The 19,910-nt window shown below is 68.2% G+C and carries 22 protein-coding genes; 12 read left to right on the top strand and 10 right to left on the bottom strand.

Features of this window, described 5'->3' with window-relative positions:
• Positions 1-37 precede the first annotated feature (37 nt).
• The gene (locus tag CVV76_RS15480) at positions 38-1,123 is read right to left on the bottom strand and encodes a zinc-ribbon domain-containing protein (protein WP_102225575.1); all 1,086 of its coding nucleotides are present in this window, start codon (positions 1,121-1,123) and stop codon (positions 38-40) included.
• A gap of 235 nt (positions 1,124-1,358) precedes the next feature.
• Between CVV76_RS15480 and CVV76_RS15475 the strand changes: the two genes are divergently transcribed.
• The 4 genes from CVV76_RS15475 to CVV76_RS15460 are packed head-to-tail and all read left to right on the top strand — an operon-like array spanning position 1,359 to position 4,277.
• On the top strand, positions 1,359-2,030 hold the full coding sequence (locus CVV76_RS15475) for a cell division ATP-binding protein FtsE (protein ID WP_102225574.1): 672 nt from the start codon (positions 1,359-1,361) through the stop codon (positions 2,028-2,030).
• Positions 2,031-2,056: 26 nt separating this feature from the next.
• Positions 2,057-2,917 (top strand): cell division protein FtsX, encoded by an 861-nt coding sequence (locus tag CVV76_RS15470; protein WP_102225633.1) that lies wholly within the window; start codon positions 2,057-2,059, stop codon positions 2,915-2,917.
• On the top strand, positions 2,917-3,675 hold the full coding sequence (locus CVV76_RS15465) for a lysophospholipid acyltransferase family protein (RefSeq protein WP_102225573.1): 759 nt from the start codon (positions 2,917-2,919) through the stop codon (positions 3,673-3,675). Before CVV76_RS15470 ends, CVV76_RS15465 begins: the two co-directional genes overlap by 1 nt.
• The gene (locus CVV76_RS15460; RefSeq protein ID WP_102225572.1) at positions 3,672-4,277 is read left to right on the top strand and encodes a pyridoxamine 5'-phosphate oxidase family protein; all 606 of its coding nucleotides are present in this window, start codon (positions 3,672-3,674) and stop codon (positions 4,275-4,277) included. Before CVV76_RS15465 ends, CVV76_RS15460 begins: the two co-directional genes overlap by 4 nt.
• Positions 4,278-4,377: 100 nt before the next feature.
• Here the strand turns inward: CVV76_RS15460 and CVV76_RS15455 are convergent, their stop codons facing one another.
• Positions 4,378-5,136 (bottom strand): DUF1013 domain-containing protein, encoded by a 759-nt coding sequence (locus tag CVV76_RS15455; RefSeq protein WP_102225571.1) that lies wholly within the window; start codon positions 5,134-5,136, stop codon positions 4,378-4,380.
• A 128-nt stretch (positions 5,137-5,264) separates the two neighbouring features.
• Here CVV76_RS15455 and CVV76_RS15450 point away from each other — a divergent pair, with 128 nt between their 5' ends.
• Positions 5,265-5,990, top strand: a complete 726-nt coding sequence (locus tag CVV76_RS15450) for a ribonuclease T2 (RefSeq protein WP_233192972.1) — start codon at positions 5,265-5,267, stop codon at positions 5,988-5,990.
• A 210-nt stretch (positions 5,991-6,200) separates the two neighbouring features.
• Here the strand turns inward: CVV76_RS15450 and CVV76_RS15445 are convergent, their stop codons facing one another.
• The 3 genes from CVV76_RS15445 to CVV76_RS15435 form a co-directional block, all read right to left on the bottom strand.
• Complete coding sequence (locus tag CVV76_RS15445; RefSeq protein WP_102225569.1) at positions 6,201-6,650, bottom strand: SpoIIAA family protein; 450 nt, start codon at positions 6,648-6,650, stop codon at positions 6,201-6,203.
• A 91-nt stretch (positions 6,651-6,741) separates the two neighbouring features.
• A complete protein-coding gene (locus CVV76_RS15440) occupies positions 6,742-7,731 on the bottom strand; it encodes an NAD(P)H-quinone oxidoreductase (RefSeq protein WP_102225568.1) in 990 nt (329 codons plus the stop codon).
• A gap of 55 nt (positions 7,732-7,786) precedes the next feature.
• Positions 7,787-8,503, bottom strand: a complete 717-nt coding sequence (locus CVV76_RS15435; RefSeq protein WP_102225567.1) for a COQ9 family protein — start codon at positions 8,501-8,503, stop codon at positions 7,787-7,789.
• Positions 8,504-8,618: 115 nt separating this feature from the next.
• Between CVV76_RS15435 and rpsU the strand changes: the two genes are divergently transcribed.
• The 3 genes from rpsU to CVV76_RS15420 all read left to right on the top strand — a co-directional run bounded on the left by rpsU (position 8,619) and on the right by CVV76_RS15420 (position 10,934).
• Complete coding sequence (gene rpsU, locus CVV76_RS15430) at positions 8,619-8,825, top strand: 30S ribosomal protein S21 (RefSeq protein WP_102225566.1); 207 nt, start codon at positions 8,619-8,621, stop codon at positions 8,823-8,825.
• A 396-nt stretch (positions 8,826-9,221) separates the two neighbouring features.
• Positions 9,222-10,520 (top strand): chloride channel protein, encoded by a 1,299-nt coding sequence (locus CVV76_RS15425; RefSeq protein WP_233192971.1) that lies wholly within the window; start codon positions 9,222-9,224, stop codon positions 10,518-10,520.
• A gap of 27 nt (positions 10,521-10,547) precedes the next feature.
• Complete coding sequence (locus CVV76_RS15420; RefSeq protein WP_102225564.1) at positions 10,548-10,934, top strand: hypothetical protein; 387 nt, start codon at positions 10,548-10,550, stop codon at positions 10,932-10,934.
• 16 nt (positions 10,935-10,950) lie between these two features.
• Here CVV76_RS15420 and CVV76_RS15415 read toward each other — a convergent pair whose 3' ends face one another.
• Positions 10,951-11,412, bottom strand: coding sequence for an Lrp/AsnC family transcriptional regulator (locus CVV76_RS15415; RefSeq protein WP_102225563.1), 462 nt, complete (start codon positions 11,410-11,412; stop codon positions 10,951-10,953).
• 143 nt (positions 11,413-11,555) lie between these two features.
• Here CVV76_RS15415 and ald point away from each other — a divergent pair, with 143 nt between their 5' ends.
• Complete coding sequence (ald, locus tag CVV76_RS15410) at positions 11,556-12,686, top strand: alanine dehydrogenase (protein ID WP_102225562.1); 1,131 nt, start codon at positions 11,556-11,558, stop codon at positions 12,684-12,686.
• Between the two features lie 71 nt (positions 12,687-12,757).
• Here ald and CVV76_RS15405 read toward each other — a convergent pair whose 3' ends face one another.
• From CVV76_RS15405 to CVV76_RS15395, 3 genes are all read right to left on the bottom strand, one after another.
• Complete coding sequence (locus CVV76_RS15405) at positions 12,758-13,024, bottom strand: hypothetical protein (RefSeq protein ID WP_102225561.1); 267 nt, start codon at positions 13,022-13,024, stop codon at positions 12,758-12,760.
• A gap of 355 nt (positions 13,025-13,379) precedes the next feature.
• Positions 13,380-14,339 carry an acetyl-CoA carboxylase carboxyltransferase subunit alpha gene (locus CVV76_RS15400; protein WP_102225632.1) on the bottom strand — a complete coding sequence of 320 codons (960 nt, stop codon included), beginning with the start codon at positions 14,337-14,339 and terminating at the stop codon, positions 13,380-13,382.
• A 534-nt stretch (positions 14,340-14,873) separates the two neighbouring features.
• Positions 14,874-15,833 carry an L-malyl-CoA/beta-methylmalyl-CoA lyase gene (locus CVV76_RS15395; protein ID WP_102225560.1) on the bottom strand — a complete coding sequence of 320 codons (960 nt, stop codon included), beginning with the start codon at positions 15,831-15,833 and terminating at the stop codon, positions 14,874-14,876.
• A 268-nt stretch (positions 15,834-16,101) separates the two neighbouring features.
• On the opposite strand from CVV76_RS15395, the gene dgcN reads away from it, so the two are divergent.
• The 3 genes from dgcN to CVV76_RS15380 all read left to right on the top strand — a co-directional run bounded on the left by dgcN (position 16,102) and on the right by CVV76_RS15380 (position 19,075).
• Positions 16,102-17,103, top strand: a complete 1,002-nt coding sequence (gene dgcN, locus CVV76_RS15390) for an N-acetyltransferase DgcN (protein WP_102225559.1) — start codon at positions 16,102-16,104, stop codon at positions 17,101-17,103.
• Between the two features lie 82 nt (positions 17,104-17,185).
• Positions 17,186-18,151, top strand: a complete 966-nt coding sequence (gene dgcA / locus CVV76_RS15385) for an N-acetyl-D-Glu racemase DgcA (RefSeq protein WP_102225558.1) — start codon at positions 17,186-17,188, stop codon at positions 18,149-18,151.
• Positions 18,152-18,214: 63 nt separating this feature from the next.
• Positions 18,215-19,075, top strand: a complete 861-nt coding sequence (locus CVV76_RS15380; RefSeq protein WP_102225557.1) for a D-amino-acid transaminase — start codon at positions 18,215-18,217, stop codon at positions 19,073-19,075.
• Positions 19,076-19,178: 103 nt separating this feature from the next.
• Here CVV76_RS15380 and trhA read toward each other — a convergent pair whose 3' ends face one another.
• Complete coding sequence (trhA, locus tag CVV76_RS15375) at positions 19,179-19,829, bottom strand: PAQR family membrane homeostasis protein TrhA (protein WP_102225556.1); 651 nt, start codon at positions 19,827-19,829, stop codon at positions 19,179-19,181.
• Positions 19,830-19,910: the final 81 nt, after the last annotated feature.

Below are 19,910 nucleotides of genomic sequence, written 5' to 3'. Positions count from 1 at the left end.
GGGCCAGACGCGGAGGCCCGCAGCGATCAGGCCGCGATCAGTTCGACGGGGCGCTGCCGCCGGCGGGCTTGCCCTGGATCGCGTGGGTCGCCCGGGTCATCATCCGGTCCATCCAGATCCGCCCCTTGTCGACCGTATGCACATAGGTCTGCAGCGGCCCGGAAAGCGCCGGCACCCGCTGCGCGATCTTCGGCGCGTAGAGGTAGATGAGCGCCAGGATCACCGCGATCAGTAGCACGACCAGAAAGCCGCGGCGGAAGTTGCGGCGTTGCTCGGCCGGGGTCTCGGCCTCGGTGCTGGCGCCGGGGCCTGTGCGCTCGCGCTCGGTGCTGGCGCGCAGGGTGGAGTTGATCTCCTCGATGTCCGGCAGCAGGTCGCGGCGCGGACCCGAGGCCACGTCGCCGGTCGAGGCCGCGGCGATGGTGGCGCGGCTTCTTGCGGCGGCGGCCTTCTCCTCGGCCATCACCTTCTCGATGCGGTTGCCGGTTTCGGATTCCGGCCGGGCGGGGCGAGAGGGCGCCGGGCGGGGCGCGGAATCGTCGAGGCCGAGATCGGGCTGGGATTCAATCGGCGTGGCCTCGGCCTTGCGCGCGGTGCTCTCTCGCTGGGCTTCCTCGCGCAGGAGTTGCTTCAGACCGTCGTCGATCTGGCGCGGCGATGCGGCAGGCCGCGGCGCGGCAAGCGGGGCCGTATCATCATCGTCGTCGTAGACGTCATCCTCTGGCACCGGCGGGCGGATCGACCCGAGGCCGGCAGTGACTGAGGCCGCCGCGGGTTCCGCAGGCGCGGCGGGGGGCGCATCCGTCGTCTCCGCGTCGTCATAGGCCCCGATCGCGGGGGCGGGTTCGGCGCTGGATTCTGGGATCGCTGCCGTGATCTCCGTCGGTTCCGGTGCGACAGGGGAAGAGGCGGTGGGAGAAGGGGCGGCAGGGGAAGGGGCGGGGGCCTCGACCCCGGCATCGCCGAAGGCGCGGGCCTCGTCGCGTAACTGCTCCTCGACATCGGGATGAAGCTGAAACCAGGCATGGCCGCAATTCGAACACTGAACGTCGCGCCCGCCATCGGGAATGGCCGTATCGTCGACCTCGTATTGCGCGTCGCAATTCGGACACGTCAGCCGCATATGCCTGCCCTCGTTATCGCACCCGTCATGCCTGGAATATATGGGTGCCCTCTTGATCTTGTAGCAAGCCGTTAAGCTTTCTCCAAGCTTTTGTGATATTGTGCGCCCCGCGCTGTGGTCTCGGTGATTGAAACCGCCGTCTTCGTGGGCGATGCTGCCGGCGCGGATTCGGCGCCCGCGGCACCGGCGCCGCGCAAGAGGGCCGAGGGGCAGCAGGACCAAGGGGCGGGGCCGGGTGATCGAGTTCCAGAACGTGGCCTACAATTACGGCGGGGGGGAACTCCTGTCGGAGATGACGCTTACCCTCGCGCCGGGGTCGTTCCATTTTCTCACCGGGCCGTCAGGGGCGGGCAAGACGACGTTCCTCAAACTTTGCTACGGCGAACTTCTGGCGACCGCCGGGCGGGTCAACGTGTTCGAGGCCGACGTCAAGACGCTGTCGCGCGACGAGGTTGCGCGGATGCGCCGCAGGATCGGCGTGGTGCACCAGGATTGCCAGTTCCTCGATCACCTGCCGCTGGCCGAGAACGTCGCGCTGCCGCTTACCGTTTCGGGACGCGCGGTGACCGATACCGATGTCGAGGATCTGCTCAACTGGGTCGGGCTGAAATCGCTGGCGGGCCACCGCCCGCCAGAGCTTTCCGGCGGCGAGCGTCAGCGTGCGGCCCTGGCCCGGGCGATCATCATGGGCCCCGACGTCATTCTGGCGGACGAACCTACGGGGAACGTCGACTGGGACATGTCCCAGCGGCTGCTGCAATTGCTCATCGAACTCAACCGGATGGGCAAGACCATCCTGATCGCCACGCATGACCTCAACCTGATCCGCAATGCCAAGGCGCAGGTGGCCGCGCGCGTCCTGCGGATCCGCAACCGGCGCCTGCACCTGGCGGGGAGCGATCTGTGAAGCTGCCCAAGCTCATTACCGGCGACATGCAGGCCGGGCGCGTGGTGCCGCCGACCGGCGTGATCGCGCGGCTGACCGGGTTCACCGCGGGCGCGATGGCCTTCCTCGCGGTTTTCGCGCTGGCGCTGTCGCTGGCCTCGGGGCGGCTGGCCGACCGCTGGGCCGCGGCGCTGGCCGACAGCGCGACGATCCGCATTTCCGCCCCGCCCGGACAGATGGAGACGCAGACCCGCGCGGTGCTGAAGATCCTGTCCGAGACCCCCGGTGTCGCCTCTGCCAACGCCCTTACCAAGGAGGCCGAGAAGAAGCTGCTGACCCCGTGGTTCGGCCCCGGCCTGCCGCTGGGCGAACTGCCGATCCCGCAACTGATCGACGTGCAGGAAACCGGCAAGGGCTTTGACGCCGAGGGCCTGCGCCAGCGGCTGAGCGCCGAGGCGCCGGGCGCGGTGCTGGACGATCACGCACGCTGGCGCCGTCCGCTGGTGCGCGCGGCAGAGCGGCTGCGCCTTCTCGGGCTGATCTCGATCGCGCTGCTGACGGGCGCCACGGCGGCGATGATCACGCTGGCTGCCAATGCCGCGCTGGCCGCCAACGCGCAGGTCATCCGGGTGCTGCGCCTGATCGGGGCGCGTGACAGCTACATCGCCCGCGCCTTTGTCCGCCGCTTCACCCTGCGCGCGCTGGGTGGCGCGGTCGCCGGCACCGGGCTGGGCATGCTGGCGATCGCGGTCATGCCCGCCGCGGCGCCCGAGGGCGGCTTTCTCACCGGGCTGGGGTTTGCCGGGATCGGCTGGCTCTGGCCCTTGCTCATCCCGCCGCTGGCCGCCATCGTCGCTTTTGCCGCGACCCGGTTCGCGGCGTTCCGCACCTTGAGGGGGCTCAGCTGATGCCGCTGCCGCTGCAATGGATCCTGTCGCTGGTGTTCATCGTCCAGATGTACGCCGCCATGGCCATCCTTGCGATCGTCTACACTCCGGTCGTCCTGTTCCGCCGCGAGGCCGCCTTCTGGGCGGTGCATGCCTATACCCGCTGGGTCAGGTTCTCGGCTCGCGTGCTGGTGGGGCTCCGCTCCGAGGTGCGCGGCACGGCGCCGCGCGACGAGGCGCTGATCGTGTCCAAGCACCAGTCGTTCTTTGACATCATCCTGCTGGTCGACGCCACGCCCCGGCCCAAGTTCATCATGAAGAAGGAGCTGCTCTGGGCGCCGATCCTCGGCTGGTACGCGCTCAAGATCGGCTGCGTGCCGGTCGACCGCGGCAAGCGGGGCATGGCGATCAAGGGGATGATGGACGGCGTGAAGAAGGGCACGGTCGATGCCGGCCAGCTAATCATCTACCCGCAGGGCACGCGGGTCGCGCCCGGTGCGGCCAAGCCCTACAAGGTGGGCGCCGGGCTGCTTTACAGCCAGCTCGGCCAGACTTGCGTGCCGGCGGCGACCAATGTCGGCGTGTTCTGGCCGCGTCACGGCATCCTGCGCCGCCGCGGTCTTGCGGTGGTCGAATTCCTCGACCCGATCGCGCCGGGCAAGGCGGTGCCCGCCTTCATGGCCGAACTCGAATCGGTGATCGAGGAGGCCTCCGACCGGCTGATGGCCGAGGCCGGGTTCGACGCCCCCGCCGCCCGTGCCCAAGCGGTGAAGGCATGACCTTCATCGAGGATATCGCCGCGCTCGAGGCGCTTTACGGCACCCCGACCGAGGCCGCGACCGCCAAGGTGGCGGACCGGCTGACACCGGGGTACCGGACGTGGATCGCGCGGTCGCGGTTCTGCCTGCTCAGCACCGTCGGGCCCGAGGGCACCGATTGCAGCCCGCGCGGCGACGACGGCCCGGTGGTGACCGAGCTGGACCCGCGCATGCTCGCACTGCCCGACTGGCGCGGCAACGACCGGATCGACAGCCTGCGCAACATCGTCCGCGATCCGCGCGTGTCGCTACTGTTCCTCGTGCCTGGGTCGAACAACGTGATCCGCGTCAACGGCCGCGCCCGGGTGAGCGCCGATGCCGACCTTTGCGCCCGCTTCGCGCGGCAGGGCAAGGTGCCCAGAACCGTCGTGGTGATCGAGATCGCCGAGGTCTATGCCCAATGTGCGCGCGCCCCGCTGCGCGCCCGGCTCTGGACCTCGGGGGACGAGTCGCGCGACCTGCCCAGCATGGGCGACCTGCTGCGCGAGATGACGGAGGGCGGTTTCGACGGCGCCACCTATGACGCGGAATGGCCCGGCCGCGCCGCAAGGACCATGTGGTAGCGCCCCCCCCCCCTCAGACCCAATGAAAAACGCCCCCGCAGGTCTCTGCGAGGACGTTGTCATTCTGTGGGGGCGCATGCAGGCGCCCGGGGGCGAGGGATCAATCGTCCTCGTCTTCGTCGTCGTCGCCACCGGGCAGGTTGAAGAAGCTGTCCGCGTCCGAGAAATCGGCCGGGCTTTTCTTCTCTTCCTCTTCCTCGTCGTTGCCGGAGAGGGTGAAGGTCTCGAGCCCCGCGATCGCCGCCGGGATCTTGGGTTCCGGCGCCATGCCCAGCGACTGTTCGGTCGACACCAGCTTCCGGCGCTCGTCGTCGGTCATGACCGAACCCTCGGCCGCCTTCTTGCGCGCTGCCTGCTGCACCGCCGCGTCAAGCTCGGTCTGCTTGCAAAGGCCAAGCGCGACCGGGTCGATCGGCTGGATGTTGGCGATGTTCCAGTGGGTCCGCTCGCGGATCGACTGGATCGTCGGCTTGGTCGTGCCGACCAGCTTGCCGATCTGGCCGTCGCTGAGTTCCGGGTGGAACTTGACCAGCCAGAGGATCGAGGCCGGGCGATCCTGCCGCTTCGACAGGGGGGTGTAGCGCGGGCCGCGGCGCTTTTCCTCGCCGACCGAAGCCGGGTTGAACTTCAGCTTCAGCTTGATCATCGGGTCCTTCTCGGCCCGGTCGATCTCGATCTGGTCGAGCTGGTTGTTCGCGACCGGGTCGAAGCCCTTCACGCCGGCCGCGACGTCGCCGTCTGCGATGCCCTGGATCTCAAGCTCATGCATGCCGCAGAAATCGGCGATCTGCTTGAAGCTCAGCGTGGTGTTGTCGACCAGCCAGACGGCGGTGGCCTTCGGCATCAGGGGCTTGTTCATCTCCGCCACTCCTTTACAAATCTCTCCCGGGCCGGAAAACGGCTGCGGCCTTCTTCGGTCCGCGTGTCCTCGATGTCCGGGGAAGTTGCAGGGTATATAATGCCCCTAGTCGCGGGAGGGAAGAGAAAATGCGCCACGCTTCCGGCAGGCCCTGCCGCATGGGGCGCAGCGCGCGGATCCTTGCGCCAGCTCTCCACTTCGTTCCCGTTGTCGCGATCGCCCTCCCCCTCGCCTTGGCGCTTGTCCTCGGGGCCCCGCTGCGCGCCGCCGCCGGGGGCGACCGTGCGGGCCGGTTCGATTATTACGTGCTGTCGTTGTCGTGGTCGCCGACATGGTGCGCGCTGACCGGCGACGCCCGGCATTCGCCGCAATGTTCCGCGCGGCCGGGCTTCGGCTTCACCCTGCATGGGCTTTGGCCGCAGAACGACCGCGGCTATCCCAGCTTCTGCCGCACGAGCCAGCGCGACCCCACGCGCGCCCAGACCGCGGCGATGGCCGACATCACCGGCACGCCGGGCCTTGCCTGGCACGAGTGGAAGAAGCACGGCCGCTGCACCGGCCTTTCGGCCGCGCGCTACTACGAGGCGGCGCGCAAGGCTTTCGACAGCATCGCCATCCCGCAGGTCTTCAAGAAACTCCACCGCGACGTGAAGCTTCCCGCGGCGGTCGTGGAGCAGGCCTTCCTCGAGGCGAACAAGGGCCTGTCGGCCGACATGGTCACGGTGACCTGCGAGGCGGGGCGGATCGACGAGGTACGGATCTGTCTCACAAAGTCGCTTCGCCCGCGGCCCTGCGGCGCCGATGTCGTGCGCGATTGCGCGGCGACCGGTGCCCTGATGGACGGCATGCCCTGAGATCTGCAGGCTGAGCGCCGCGCCCTGAGCCCGATGCCCTGAACGAGGCCCCGCTGGCGCGGTCCCCAGCCTTGAGCGTTCCGCCGCGCCATGAGTCGCCGGGCTGGTGGCTCTTCTGGTGGCAGTCGCGCTCAATGGCAGCGCCTTGGGGATCAGGGCGCGGGATCTGAACTTCTTGGCGGCGGCAGTGTCGCGATTGCGGCGCGTGGCCTACATCTTGTCTTCGAGGGTCGGCAGCTTGTGGTCCGCGGCCACTTCGGCCACGTGGGGCGGTTCGGGGTGGTCGTTCCGGATCCAGCTCCGCGCGGCCTCCATCTCGGACAGGTGGAACAGGTGCACGGGCGGGCGCAGCATCGGCGCGAACATCTTCACGCCCAACCGGATCCATTCGACATCGGTGACCACCGCCACCTTCGCGAACTCGCCCATGTGCAGGATGCCCAGCTTGGCATCGTCCCAGGCCGCGCCCGCGGTAAGGCCCTCGAAGCCCTCGCCCAGGACATAAAGGAGCTTGGCGCGGCCCTCGGCCGCCACCACCCGGGCGATCGCCGGGATCAGCACCTCCTCGTAATCGGCCCGGGTGATCTTTCCCCGAGCCTCGATCGCCACGACGTCCGCGGGAAACCCCGCGAGGATCTCGAAATTGCCGGATACGTTCATCGGCTGCCTCCTGATCGGTGCGCGTCCTGCCCAAACATATGGCAACAAGCGCGGGCCGATACACCCCGAGGCAGCCGATTTTGCGATGTTGTCAGCGAATCTTCAGCACGATCTTCCCGATATGGCCCGAGCTTTCCATGCGGGCATGGGCCTCGCTGGCTTTGTCCATCGGGTATTCGCTGTCCATCACCGGCGCCACCGCGCCCGAGGCCAGAAGCGGCCAGACCTGTGCCTCGAGGCCCTCGGCGATCCGTGCCTTGGCAAGGTCGGATTGCGGGCGCAGCGTCGAGCCGGTGATCGTCAGCCGCCGCCGCATCACGGCGGAAAAGTTCAGCTCCGCCTTCGGGCCCGACAGGAAGGCGATCTGCACCAGGCGCCCGTCATCGGCCAGGGCCCGCACGTTGCGCGGAATGTAGTCGCCGCCGACCATGTCGAGGATCAGGTCGGCGCCGCCTTCGGCTTTCAGCACCTCGACGAAATCCTCCTCGCGGTAGTTGATCGCACGCTCGGCGCCCAGCCGCAGGCAGGCGGCGCATTTGTCCTCGGACCCGGCGGTCGCGAAGACCCGGGCGCCGAAGGCCCTGGCCAGCTGGATCGCGGTGGTCCCGATCCCCGACGAACCGCCGTGGACGAGAAACCGTTCTCCTGCCTTCAGGGCGCCGCGCTGGAACACGTTGGAAAACACGGTGAAGAAGGTTTCGGGCAGGCAGGCGGCCTCGCGCATGCCCATGCCGGCGGGGATGGGCAGCGCGTGCGCGGCCGGGGTGACGACGTATTCGGCATAGCCGCCCCCGGGCAGCAGCGCGCAGACCTGGTCGCCAACGGACCAGCGGCTGACGCCTTCGCCGACCGCGGCGACGCGGCCCGCGCCCTCGAGCCCGGGCAGCGGCGAGGCGGTGGGTGGCGGGGCGTAGTTGCCGGCGCGCTGCAGGGCGTCGGGCCGGTTCACCCCGGCATAATCCAGGGCGATCACGATCTGGCCCGGGCCGGGTTGGGGCACCGGAACCTCGGTGGGGGTCAGCACTTCGGGGCCGCCGGGTTGTGCGATCTCGATCGCGCGCATGGTCGCGGGCAGGGTCATGGGACTCGTCCTCGGTCGGAATGGTGGAATGTCTGCGGTGTGATGGGGAAGGCGGTCAGCCGCGGGGGGTGATCTGTCCGGGCAGGTCGGCGGGCACGCCGCGCGGCGGCCGGATCCGGCCCAGCATCCGCATCGGCAGGGCGAAGGCGCGGCCCAGAACCGGGTTGTCGCGGACCTGGGCCTTGACCTTCTCGACCCGCATCACGTCGTCGATCCGCCGGTCGAGGAATTCCCAGGTGGCCGCGTGCCCCTCGGACGTGTCGCCCAGCCAGTAGAGCACGGTCGAGCCGTAGACGCCGGAGAGGGTGGCGCGCTTGGTGTACCAGTTGAAATCGTCCGAACTGTCGCCCAGCGTGCGCCAGATCAGGTCGGCGGTGCCCCAGATCGCCTTGGCCCCGTCCGCCGCGTGTTGCGGCAGCGCGAAGAGGGTGGAGCCGCGCTGTACCAGCTCGCGGTCCTCGACCGCCTCGAGGCGAAAGCGCACGGCGGCGGCGATCCGGTCGCGGAACCTCAGCGCGCCGAGATCGGCCTCGTTCAGGCGCCGCACCATCTCGGCATCGCCGCGACGGTGGAAGGCAAGTGCAAGGTCCACAGCCCCGCGCGGATAAAGGGCGCGGGCGGTGGCCAGATCGTACCCGGCATCGCGCGCGGCGTTGCGCAGCGTGGTCTCGGACCAGCCGTCGAAGGGCACGTTGATCAAGGCCGCGTCAAGGATCGCCTCGGCGGGATCCTCGCGCGTGGTGCCGGCGGTATCGGTCTCGCTCTCGTCCATCTTGCCCTCCCTTGGCTCTCTCGTTCGGACAGTAGACAAACTAGGGTGGCTTTGCTATACGGCCACCTCCTGCATTTTCCATGCAACTCAAACTTAGAAAGGTGGTGAAAACCACATGCAGGTTAGCGTTCGCGACAACAACGTCGATCAGGCCCTTCGGGCCCTGAAGAAGAAGCTCCAGCGTGAAGGCGTCTTCCGTGAAATGAAGCTCAAGCAGCATTTCGAGAAGCCGTCGGTCAAGCGTGCCCGTGAGCAAGCCGAAGCGATCCGCCGTGCGCGTAAACTCGCGCGCAAGAAGGCGCAGCGTGAAGGTCTGCTCTGAGGCCTGAGCCTTGGACGCAGTGAAGAACGACCCCCGGGGCGCCCGCCGCGGGGGTTTTTCTTTGCGCCGCAGCATGACGTCGGAATAGGCGCTGCGTGCAGGGTGGGTTTTAACGCACCCCAGCCTCGCCCGGGCCCCGCGCGCCCCATGTTTCATCCGATCACGGAGACGGGCCCCGCCCGCGGCGGATTGTCGCGCTTTCGGGGCTTTCCTGCATTCGCGGTGCAGCATTCATCACCGGCGCGTGAGCAGGGCTTGCGCGGGGCGAGGCAAAGGTTCATCCGCATGACAGCGCCGGGCTTGATTTCGCCGGCTATCGGATTACTCGAAGCCGGGAGAAGCGGGATGAAAGCGCCGAGGGCGTCACGGATTGGCTGGGTGCGCAGATCCCGGGCGATGGTGACTTCGAAGCGGCAGTGGAAATCACGCCTCGTCTTCTGGATCGGCGCCCTTGCCATCGGCGCGGTCAGCGCGGCCTTCGCCCGGCTGGCCGACGAGGCGCAGATTCTGTTTCACGCGGTCATCGGCGGCGGAGGGCGGGGCTGGCTTCCGCTGATCATCACCCCGCTTGGCTTCGTGCTCTGCGCCTGGTTGGCGGATCGGTTCTTTCCCGGCTCGCAGGGGTCGGGCATCCCGCAGGCGATCGCCATCCGTCACATGCGCGACGATACCGACCGGGCCCGTTACCTGACGATGCGTATCGTCTTCGGCAAGATCGCCCTGACGCTTGCCGGGCTGGCTTCCGGTGCCTCGATCGGGCGCGAAGGGCCGACCGTGCAGGTGGGCGCCGCGCTGATGCTGCTGGCGGGTCGGATCGGCGGCATGGCACAGGCGCGCGGCCTGATCCTTGCGGGATCCGCCGCGGGCATCGCGGCCGCCTTCAACACGCCACTCGCCGGTATCGTCTTCGCCATCGAGGAGATGAGCCGCTCCTACCAGGCGCGGACCAACGGGGTGGTGCTGTCGACGGTGATCATCGCCGGTATCGCCTCGCTCGCCATCGTCGGCAATTACACCTATTTCGGCTTCACCAACGCGACGGCGCAATTCCCCGGAGACTGGCCGCTGGTGATCGCTTGCGGCGTGGTCGGCGGCGTATTGGGCGGGGCGTTCTCCAAGCTCGTGCTGTCGCTGACCAACCGGATCCGCCGCTGGCGCTCGATCACCCCACGGCGCCGGGTGCTGGTGGTGGCCTTCCTCGCGGGGCTCGTGCTGGCGCTGACCGGCGTCGCCTACCACGGCGACACCTTCGGCACCGGATACGAGCAGGCGCGTTTCGCCATCGAGGGGCATGTCCTCGACCCGACCTACTTCCTTGCGAAGTTCGTCGCCACCGTCGCCTCGACCGTGTCTGGCATTCCCGGCGGCCTCTTCGCGCCGTCGCTGGCGGTCGGGGCGGGGATGGGTTCCACGCTTGGCTATCTGCTGGGGGGAAGCGCCAGCCTTGCCGCCGTCCTTGGCATGGCGGGGTATTTTGCCGGGGTGGTGCAGGCACCGATGACGGCTTTCGTCATCATCGTCGAGATGACGGGAAACCATGATAACGTGGTGCCGGTGATGGCCTCGGCGATGATCGGCTATGGCGTGTCGCGCATGCTGTCACCGCAGCCGCTCTACCATGGGCTGTCGCGGCTGTGGATCGCCGACGCCCTGCGCAAGCGCCGGGCCGAGGAGCAGGGCGCCCGCGCCGCCTGAGTGCCCGGCCGGAGGGAAAACGACGCGATGGACCCGAGGCTTGCACAGGAGATCGACCGCACCCTGGCCGAGCGTGGCCGCTACTTCACCCCGCGATGGTTCGCCCGGCTGTTCCGGGGCAGGCTGAGCCTTGCCGACAGTTTCTGGACCGGGATGTTCGGCCCGCTCCTCGTGGTGGTGCCGGCCATGGTGCTTCTGGCGATGCTGTCGAAAGGGGTGGATCCCGCGGCGGGCCTGCCCGTGTTCTCGGCGCTTCTGGTCGTCGTCGGCCTCTACTGGGCCGCCGTGACGCGGGCGGTCGTGATGGCCGCGTGGCGCAGCCCCCAGGCGGGTGGCTGGCGCTGGACCGCGGTCGCCGTGGCCCTGCTCCTCACGCTGGCCGCACTTTGGGGCGGCCTTCGCGGCGTGCTCTGACCGCCCGGCGCGCGCCTCAGTCCACCGGGATAGCCGTGGTGCGGAACACGGTGCGCAGGGCGAATGACGAATGCATCTGCGACACCCCGGGCAGGCGCGACAGGTATTGCCGGTGGATGCGGGCGAAATCCTCGGTGTCCTGTGCCAGGATCTTCAGCAGGTAATCCGCCGTCCCCGCCATGAGGTGGCATTCCAGCAGGTCGGGGATCCGGGCCACCTGCCGTTCGAACGCGTCGAGCACGTCGTCGGCCTGCCCCGACAGCGTGATCTCGACGAAGACGGTGGTTGGCCGGCCCATCCGCCGCTCGTCCAGCAGCGCGACATAGCCGCGGATCAGCCCCTCGCTTTCCAGCCGCTGCACCCGCCGGTGACAGGCCGAAGGCGACAGGTTCACCTGTTCGCTGAGCTCGGCATTGGTCATCCGGCCATCGCGTTGCAGGGCTGTCAGGATACGGCGGTCGGTCGCGTCGATCGTCATGTGGGCGCAATCTTCTTCGATGAAAGTCAATTTCGGCGCGACATCCTACGTAATCCATCCGCCTTCGCCACCGCTTTTTTCAAAGCAATGGCACGCGTTCGGGCGCAGCATGAGACATGGGAGACACATGAGGGAGTTGCGACATGAAGATCGGTTGTCCGAAAGAGATCAAACCGCAGGAATTCCGCGTGGGCATGACACCCCACGCCGCGCATGAGGCCGTCGCGGCCGGCCACGAGGTGCTGGTCGAGGCCGGGGCCGGCGTCGGCGCGGGCTTTTCCGATGCCGATTACGCGGCCGTCGGCGCCCGGATCGCCGACACCGCCGAGGAGGTCTTCGCGGCCTCCGAGATGATCGTCAAGGTGAAGGAGCCGCAGGCGGAGGAACGCAAGCGGCTGCGCGAAGGCCAGCTTCTGTTCACCTATCTCCACCTCGCGCCGGACCCGGAGCAGACCCGGGACCTGCTCGCCTCTGGCGTCACCGCGATCGCCTACGAGACGGTGACCGACGATCGCGGCGGGCTGCCCCTCCTCGCGCCGATGTCCGAGGTCGCGGGGCGGCTGGCGCCGCAGGTCGGCGCCTGGACGCTGCAGAAGGCCAACGGCGGGCGCGGCGTCCTGCTGGGCGGTGTGCCCGGCGTCGCCCCGGCCAGGGTGGTGGTGATCGGCGGCGGCGTCGTCGGAACCCACGCCGCACGGATCGCGGCGGGGATGGGGGCGGAGGTGACCGTTCTCGACCGCTCGCTGCCGCGGCTGCGCTACCTCGACGATACCTTCGCCGGGGCGTTCCGCACCCGCTATGCCAGCGCCGGCGACACCGCCGAGCTGGTCGCCGAGGCGGATCTGGTGATCGGCGCGGTGCTGATCCCCGGCGCCGCGGCGCCGAAGCTGGTGACGCGGGCGCAGCTGTCGACGATGAAGCCGGGCGCGGCGATCGTCGACGTGGCGATCGACCAGGGCGGCTGTTTCGAGACCTCTCACGCCACGACCCACCAGGATCCGATCTACGAAGTCGACGGCGTGATGCACTATTGCGTCGCCAACATGCCGGGCGCGGTGGCGCGTACCTCGACCATCGCTCTGGGCAACGCCACGATGCCGTTCCTCATGGCGCTCGCGAACAAGGGCTGGCGCCAGGCCTGCGCCGACGACCGGCACCTGCTGGCGGGCCTCAACACCCACGCCGGTCAGCTGACCTATGCTGCGGTGGGCGCCGCGCTGAACCTGCCGGTGGCGGACGCGGCCAAGATCGTGGCGGAACGCAGGGCAGCCTGATCCGTCCCCCGGAATAGCGAAGGGCCGGCGGTCATTCCGCCGGCCCTTTCGCATGTCGCGGTGGCCGCGTGTCAGTGCTTGGCCTGACCAGTATTCGCCGTGCCGACGGACGGCGCCGGGGCGACCATCTGCACCCCGACCTGCCAGTCGGTCATCGCGGTGCGGTGTCCCGACAAGTCGTTGGTCTGCACCGTCGACCAGCCGGCCGGCGTGAGGGGGTAGCTCCCGCTGGCCAGCACCTTCTGTTCGCCCGAAAGCACGGCCGCCTCGGCTGCGATGGCCAGTGGCGCGACGGCCAGCGCAACGGCCAGAAGCAGCGTGGGTTTGTTCATGTACATCTCTCGTCTCCTGCGGTCCGCGGCCCGCACCGCTGTGCGGCCGCCTGTCTGGGGCGCCATCGGATGCGGCAGCCTGCCGCACCCTCGCTTGGCGTGTGACGAGGAAATAGAACTGAACGGTTTAGTTTTAAAGGGGCCGGAGATACAGGAGGCCCCTGCGCCGCACGCGGTAGCCACACCCGGCGGATCAAGGCCGGATACGATTTTTCGGCGAAAAATCTCTATAAGTTAAAGGGTTGGGAGTTCTCCGCCCGTCGCACGGGATCCCGCCCCAAGCCGCGCTCGGCCCCATCGGGCGGCGCTGCACAGGGGATGTGCCCGCGGTCACAAGGGCCGCGGGCCGGGAAGCGGGCGGTCAGGCCGCCAGCCCCTTGGATCCCATGTCGAGATATTTCTGCCGGCGGTCCTTGACCAGCTTCTCGGGCTTCTTGCCCTTGAGGTCCTTGAGAACCCCGCCGATCGCCTTGCCCACCGCCGCGATCGCCGCCTGCGGGTCGCGCTGTGCGCCGCCCTTGGGTTCCGCGATCACCTGGTCGATGACGCCCAGCTTCAGAAGGTCCTGCGCCGTCAGCCGCAGCGCTTCGGCAGCCTCGCGCATCTTCTCGGCGTCCTTCCACAGGATCGAGGCGCAGCCCTCGGGCGAGATCACCGAATAGATCGAATGCTCCAGCATCAGCACCTTGTTCGCCGTGGCGAAGGCAACCGCGCCGCCCGATCCGCCTTCGCCGATCACGACCGACACCAGCGGCACGCCGATCTCGAGGCACTTGGCGGTCGACCGCGCGATCGCCTCGGACTGGCCGCGCTCCTCGGCGCCCTTGCCGGGGTAGGCGCCGGGCGTGTCGACCAGCGTCACCACCGGCAGACCGAAGCGGTGCGCCAGGTCCATCAGGCGGATCGCCTTGCGGTACCCTTCAGGCCGCGCCATGCCGAAATTCCGTTCGATCCGGCTCTTGGTGTCGTTGCCCTTCTCGTGCCCGATCACCACCACCGGCATGTCGTCGAATCGGGCGAGCCCGCCCATCACCGCGTGATCGTCGGCAAAGTTCCGATCGCCGGCGAGCGGTGTGAATTCGGTGAACAGCGCCTCGATGTAGTCGCGGCAATGGGGCCGTTCGGGGTGCCGCGCGACCTGGCATTTCTGCCATGGTGTCAGCCCCTTGTAGATCTCGGAAAGCAGCGCCGCCGCCTTCTTGTCCAGCGCGGCGGCTTCCTTCTCGACGTCCATGCCGTCGTTGGTGCGGGCCATCGCCCGCAGTTCTTCTGCCTTGCCCTCGATCTCGGCAAGCGGTTTCTCGAATTCGAGGTAGTTCATGCCCGGCTCCACTCCCGGCTTCCTTGGCGTCTGGGCTATATGACCGCCGCGGCCAGCATTTGCAACGCCGGGAACGCTGCGGCGGCGTTTCGGGGGCGCGCCCCGCAGGTATCGTGACGGAAGTGAGGTGCGATGCAGAAGGGCCACCGGGCGCCGCCCGGGCCAGGCGGGACGGGGCGCACGCGCGCCCACGGCGCGGGATGCGGACTGGTCTGCACGTGTGGGTTGTGGGTCGGTCCGGGCGAGGGCAGGTCAGCGCCGGTGCGGCCGGGGCGATCACGATAGCGTTGCCCGATCAGGGGGCACCGGCGCTACGCGTCGCAGATCCGGCCCCGGAAAGGAGCGACGCCCCGGAATTACCCGGGGCGTGCTCTCCTCCCACGAGTCCTCGGGCCTCCTCTCCCTCGGACCGGGATTCGATGGATGCGGCAATTTGGCGCGCGCATTCACAAGACTTGCACAATTTTGATGCCGTGCGTCAACACCTGGTTTCGCTACGTTAACACAATTTTCACGTGCACCCCGCCATGCCCTTTATTTTGCTGCAATCATTTCGGCCTGACGCACCACCACCTCGGCCTGCTTGATCGAGGCGATGTCGACGAGGCGACCATTGTAGACGGTCGCACCCTCGCCCCGGGCCTTGGCTTCTTCCATGGCGGCGAGAATCTCCCGCGCCTCGGCGACTGCGGCCTCGGACGGGGTGAACACCTCGTTGGCAAGCGCCACCTGCTTGGGATGGATCGCCCATTTGCCGACCATGCCCAGCGTGGCCGAGCGGAAGGCCTGTGCGCGGAAGCCCGCGTCGTCCGAGAAGTCTCCGAAGGGGCCGTCGACCGGCAGCACGCCATGGGTTCGGCAGGCGGCGACGATCGCGGCCTGGGCCCAATGCCAGGGGTCGGACCAGTGCTTCGCCCCGTCATGCAGCATGTAGTAATTCTCCTGCGTCCCGCCGATGCCGGTGGTCTGCATCCCCATCGAGGCCGCAAAATCCGCCGCGCCGAGGCTCATCGCCTCCAGCCGGGGCGAGGCGGCGGCGATCTCCTCGACATGGGCGATGCCGGCGGCGGATTCGATGATCACCTCGAAGGCGATGGGCGTTTCCCGGCCCGTGGCCCGCTCCACCGCCGTGGCGAGCGCGTCGACGGCATAGACATCGGCCGCGCAGCCCACCTTGGGGATCATGATCATGTCGAGCCGGGGCCCCGCCTTTTCCAGCAGGTCCACCACGTCGCGGTACCAATACGGCGTATCGAGGCCGTTGATCCGCACGCTGAGCGTCTTCGCCCCCCAGTCGATGTCGCGCGTCGCCTCGATAATGTTGGCCCGCGCGCTATCCTTGTCAGAGGGAGACACCGAATCCTCGAGGTCGAGATTGATCACGTCAGCCGCCGATGCCGCCATCTTCTCGAAGATCGCCGGACGCGAGCCGGGGCCGAACAGCTGGCAGCGGTTCGGACGGGCAGGGGGTTGGGGCTGGATGCGGAAGCTCATCGGGACCTCTTGGCAAGGAAATTTCTCTGGAACTGCATTGCGTGATAGAATGTTGCGCGCGGTGGTGCAAGCGCCCCGTTGCGACGCAGCAATCCTGCCGCGCTGCGGCACGACTCGTGCCCGCGTGGCGGAGAGGTCGCACAAATCTTCGACAAAATGCCCGCATGGCGCACGATCTTTCCGCCGTTCGCCCTGAGCTGCGCCGACAAACCCAAGACATTCTGAAAATGCTGACGCATTCTTCCGCCAACGCAACAGGAGGCCATACATGATCGAGACCCCCTATCTTCTCTTCCTCGGCGACGCGCCGGACGGGCTTGCCGCGAAGGTCGCGCAGGGCATCAAGGACTGGCGCCCCGAATACGCGCTGGGTCAGTTCCGCATGGACGGCTGCAAGGCCGACATGAAGCTGCCCGACATGACGCTGGAAGAGGCCTATGCCAAGGGCGCACGGACGCTGGTGATCGGCGTGGCGAACCGTGGGGGCGTGATCTCGGAGAAATGGAAGCAGGTCCTGCGCGAGGCGCTGGAGGTCGGCTTCGACCTGGCATCGGGCCTGCACAACCTGCTGCGCGACGAGGCCGACCTGGTGAGCACCGCCAAGGCCAACGGCCGCACCCTGCACGACGTGCGGGTGCCCAGCGTGAAATACCCGATCGCCAACGGCGAGAAGCGGACGGGCAAGCGCTGCCTGGCCGTCGGCACCGACTGCTCGGTCGGCAAGATGTACACCGCGCTGGCGATGGACAAGGAGATGCGGGCCCGCGGCATGAAGTCGTCGTTCCGCGCGACCGGCCAGACCGGCATCCTGATCACCGGCGAGGGCGTGCCGCTGGACGCCGTGATCGCCGACTTCATGGCCGGCTCGATCGAGTGGCTGACGCCCGACAATGACGCCGACCACTGGGACCTGATCGAGGGGCAGGGCAGCCTGTTCCACGTCTCGTATTCCGGCGTGACCATGGCGCTTGTGCATGGCGGCCAGCCGGATGCGCTGATCCTGTGCCACGAGCCGACGCGCGATCACATGCGCGGCCTGCCGGGTTACAAGCTGCCGACGCTGGAAGCGCTGCGCGACGTGGCGCTGGAACTGGCCAAGGTCGCCAACCCGGCGTGCAAGGTGGTGGGCATTTCGGTCAATACCCAGCACATGAGCGAGGAGGAGGCCAAGACCTACCTCGCGGAGGTCGAGAGCCGGATGGGGCTTCCCGCCGTCGATCCGTTCCGCCATGGTGCGGGCCGGCTGGTCGACGCGCTGGCCGCGATCTGAGACCCTCCTCGCGCGCCTTCCGGCGTCTCGTCGTCGCGACGACGGGGCACCGGCGGGCGCCGGGGTGATACCGGAGTAGACCATGACCCTGACCGTCACCGCCGACACCTTCCGCCTTGCCCAGGCCGTCACCATCTCGCGCGGATCGCGCACCGAGGCGAAGGTTCTCACCGTCCGGATCGAGCGTGACGGGATCGTGGGGCAGGGCGAATGCGTGCCCTATGCGCGCTACAACGAGACGCTGGAAAGCGTCACCGCCGAAATCGAGGGCCTGCCCGCGGGCATCGACCGGATGGAGCTTCAGCAGGCTCTGCACGCCGGGGCCGCGCGCAACGCGGTCGATTGCGCCCTGTGGGACTGGGAGGCCAAGCGCGCCGGCAAACGGGTGTGGGACCTTGCGGGCCTGCCCGCGCCGCAACCGATGATCACCGCCTACACGCTGTCGCTCGACGATCCGGACAAGATGCGCGCGGAGGCGGCGAAGAACGCCCACCGGCCGCTGCTTAAGATCAAGCTTGGCACGCCGGACGACCTGCACCGCCTTGCCGCCGTGCGCGCGGGCGCGCCGAATGCCCGCATCATCATCGACGCGAACGAGGGCTGGACGACCGAGATCTACGCCGATCTCGTGCCGCATCTCGAACGTCTTGGCGTCGCGCTGGTCGAACAGCCGCTGCCCGCCGGCGCCGACGAGGCGCTGGCCGAGATCGACCGCCCCGTCCCGATCTGCGCCGACGAGAGCGCCCATGACCGCGCCACGCTGGCCGACCTGGCGGGCAAGTACGACATGGTCAACATCAAGCTCGACAAGACCGGTGGCCTGACCGAGGCGCTGGCGATGCGCGATCTTGCCCGGGCACAGGGCTATGGCATCTTCGTCGGCTGCATGGTGGGCTCATCGCTGGCGATGGCGCCGGCGGTGCTGCTGGCGCAGGGTGCCGATTACGTCGATCTTGACGGGCCGCTGCTGCTGGCCGAAGACCGCCCCGCGCCGCTCAATTACGACGCGGCGGGGGTGCATCCGCCGCCGGCGGCGCTCTGGGGCTGATGGCGCGACATCACGGACCGGGCACCGCCCGGCAATGGATCTGATCTGGAAGGGACCGAAAGAATGAGCCGCATTGTCTATGTCAACGGCCAGTACATGCCCGAGGAAGAGGCCAAGGTCTCGATCTTCGACCGCGGCTTCCTGATGGCCGACGCGGTCTACGAGGTGACCTCGGTCCTTGGCGGCAAGCTGCTGGATTTCGCGGGACATGCCGCGCGGCTGAAACGTTCGCTGTCCGAACTGGACATGGCGTCGCCCTGCACCGAGGAAGAGCTGCTGGCGATTCACCGCGAACTGGTGGCGAAGAACGCGATCGACGAGGGCATGATCTACCTGCAGGTCACCCGCGGCAACCCGGGCGACCGCGACTTCGCCTTCCCGGGGCCGGACGTGAAGCCGACGCTCGTGCTCTTTACCCAGTCGAAGCCGGGGCTGGCCGACAACCCGACGGCGAAGACCGGGATCAGGGTGATCTCGCTCGAAGATATCCGCTGGGGCCGGCGTGACATCAAGACGGTGCAACTGCTCTACCCGTCCATGGCCAAGATGATGGCCAAGCAGGCCGGCGCGGACGACGCCTGGATGGTCGAGGACGGCAAGGTGACCGAGGGCACGTCGAACAACGCCTACATCGTCAAGGGCGGCAAGATCATCACCCGCAACCTGTCGAACGACATCCTGCACGGCATCACCCGGGCCGCCGTTCTGCGGTTCGCCCGCGAGGCGCAGATGGAAGTGGAGGAGCGTGCCTTCACCATCGACGAGGCCAAGGCGGCGGACGAGGCGTTCTTCACCTCGGCTTCGGCCTTCGTGATGCCGGTGGTCGAGGTCGACGGCACGGCGGTGGGCAGCGGCAAGCCGGGCCCGATCGCGGCGCGGCTGCGCGAGATCTACATCGACGAGAGCCTGAAGACCGCGATCTGAGGGCAGTGATCTGAAGACCGCGAAGCTAGGGTGCGATTGATCGCACCCTAGCTCTACCTGCCCTGCGCCCTGCGGGTGCGATCAATCGCACCCTGAAGGCGCCTCATGCCGTGCTCTGAACCACCAGTGTGGTGACGGCGGCGTAGAACACCGCGCTCGCCGCCAGCACGAAGACGTGCCAGAGCGTGTAGTGGAACGGCATCCGCTCGACCAGGTAGAAGACCACGCCGGCGGTATAGGTCGCCCCGCCGATGATGATCAGGGCGATGACGGCGGGTGACAGCGGGGCCAGCAGTGCTCCGCCCGCCGCAATCCCGGCCCAGCCCATCCCGAGGTAGAGCGCCAGTGCCAGCCAGCGCAGCCGGCCGGGCGAGATCAGTTTCAGTACCATGCCCGCCGCGGCGGTGATCCACAGCGCGGCCAGAAGGCCGCCATGGGTGCCGGGGATCAGGGTGAAGGGCGTGTAGGTGCCGGCGATCTTGGCGTAGATCGCGGAATGGTCGAGCCGGCGCAGCAATCCATGCCAGCGCCGTTGTCCCAGCGTGTTGTAAAGCGCCGAGAACCCCAGCATCGCAAGAAGCGTCGTCCCGTAGATCGCGACCGCCGTGATCGTCAGCGGATCCGCGCCGCGCCAGATCGTCAGGCCGATCAGCACGGGCACCGCCACGGCCATCGCGGCCACGCCCGAGATATGCACGATCGCGTCGCTCACCCTCTCGGCGCGGCTATAGCTGGTGCGTGGCGTTGCGCTCATGTCCCGCTCCCCCGGAGAGTCGCTTCACCTTAACACGAAACGGGTCGATCCCGCGCTGTTTCGTGGCGGCAGCGACGCGCC

The organism is Acidimangrovimonas sediminis (assembly GCF_002871005.1).
In the GTDB taxonomy this organism is placed as follows: Bacteria; Pseudomonadota; Alphaproteobacteria; order Rhodobacterales; family Rhodobacteraceae; genus Acidimangrovimonas; species Acidimangrovimonas sediminis.
The sequence above is the reverse complement of the archived record's forward strand: the minus strand, read 5'-3'. Positions and strand labels throughout refer to the sequence as shown.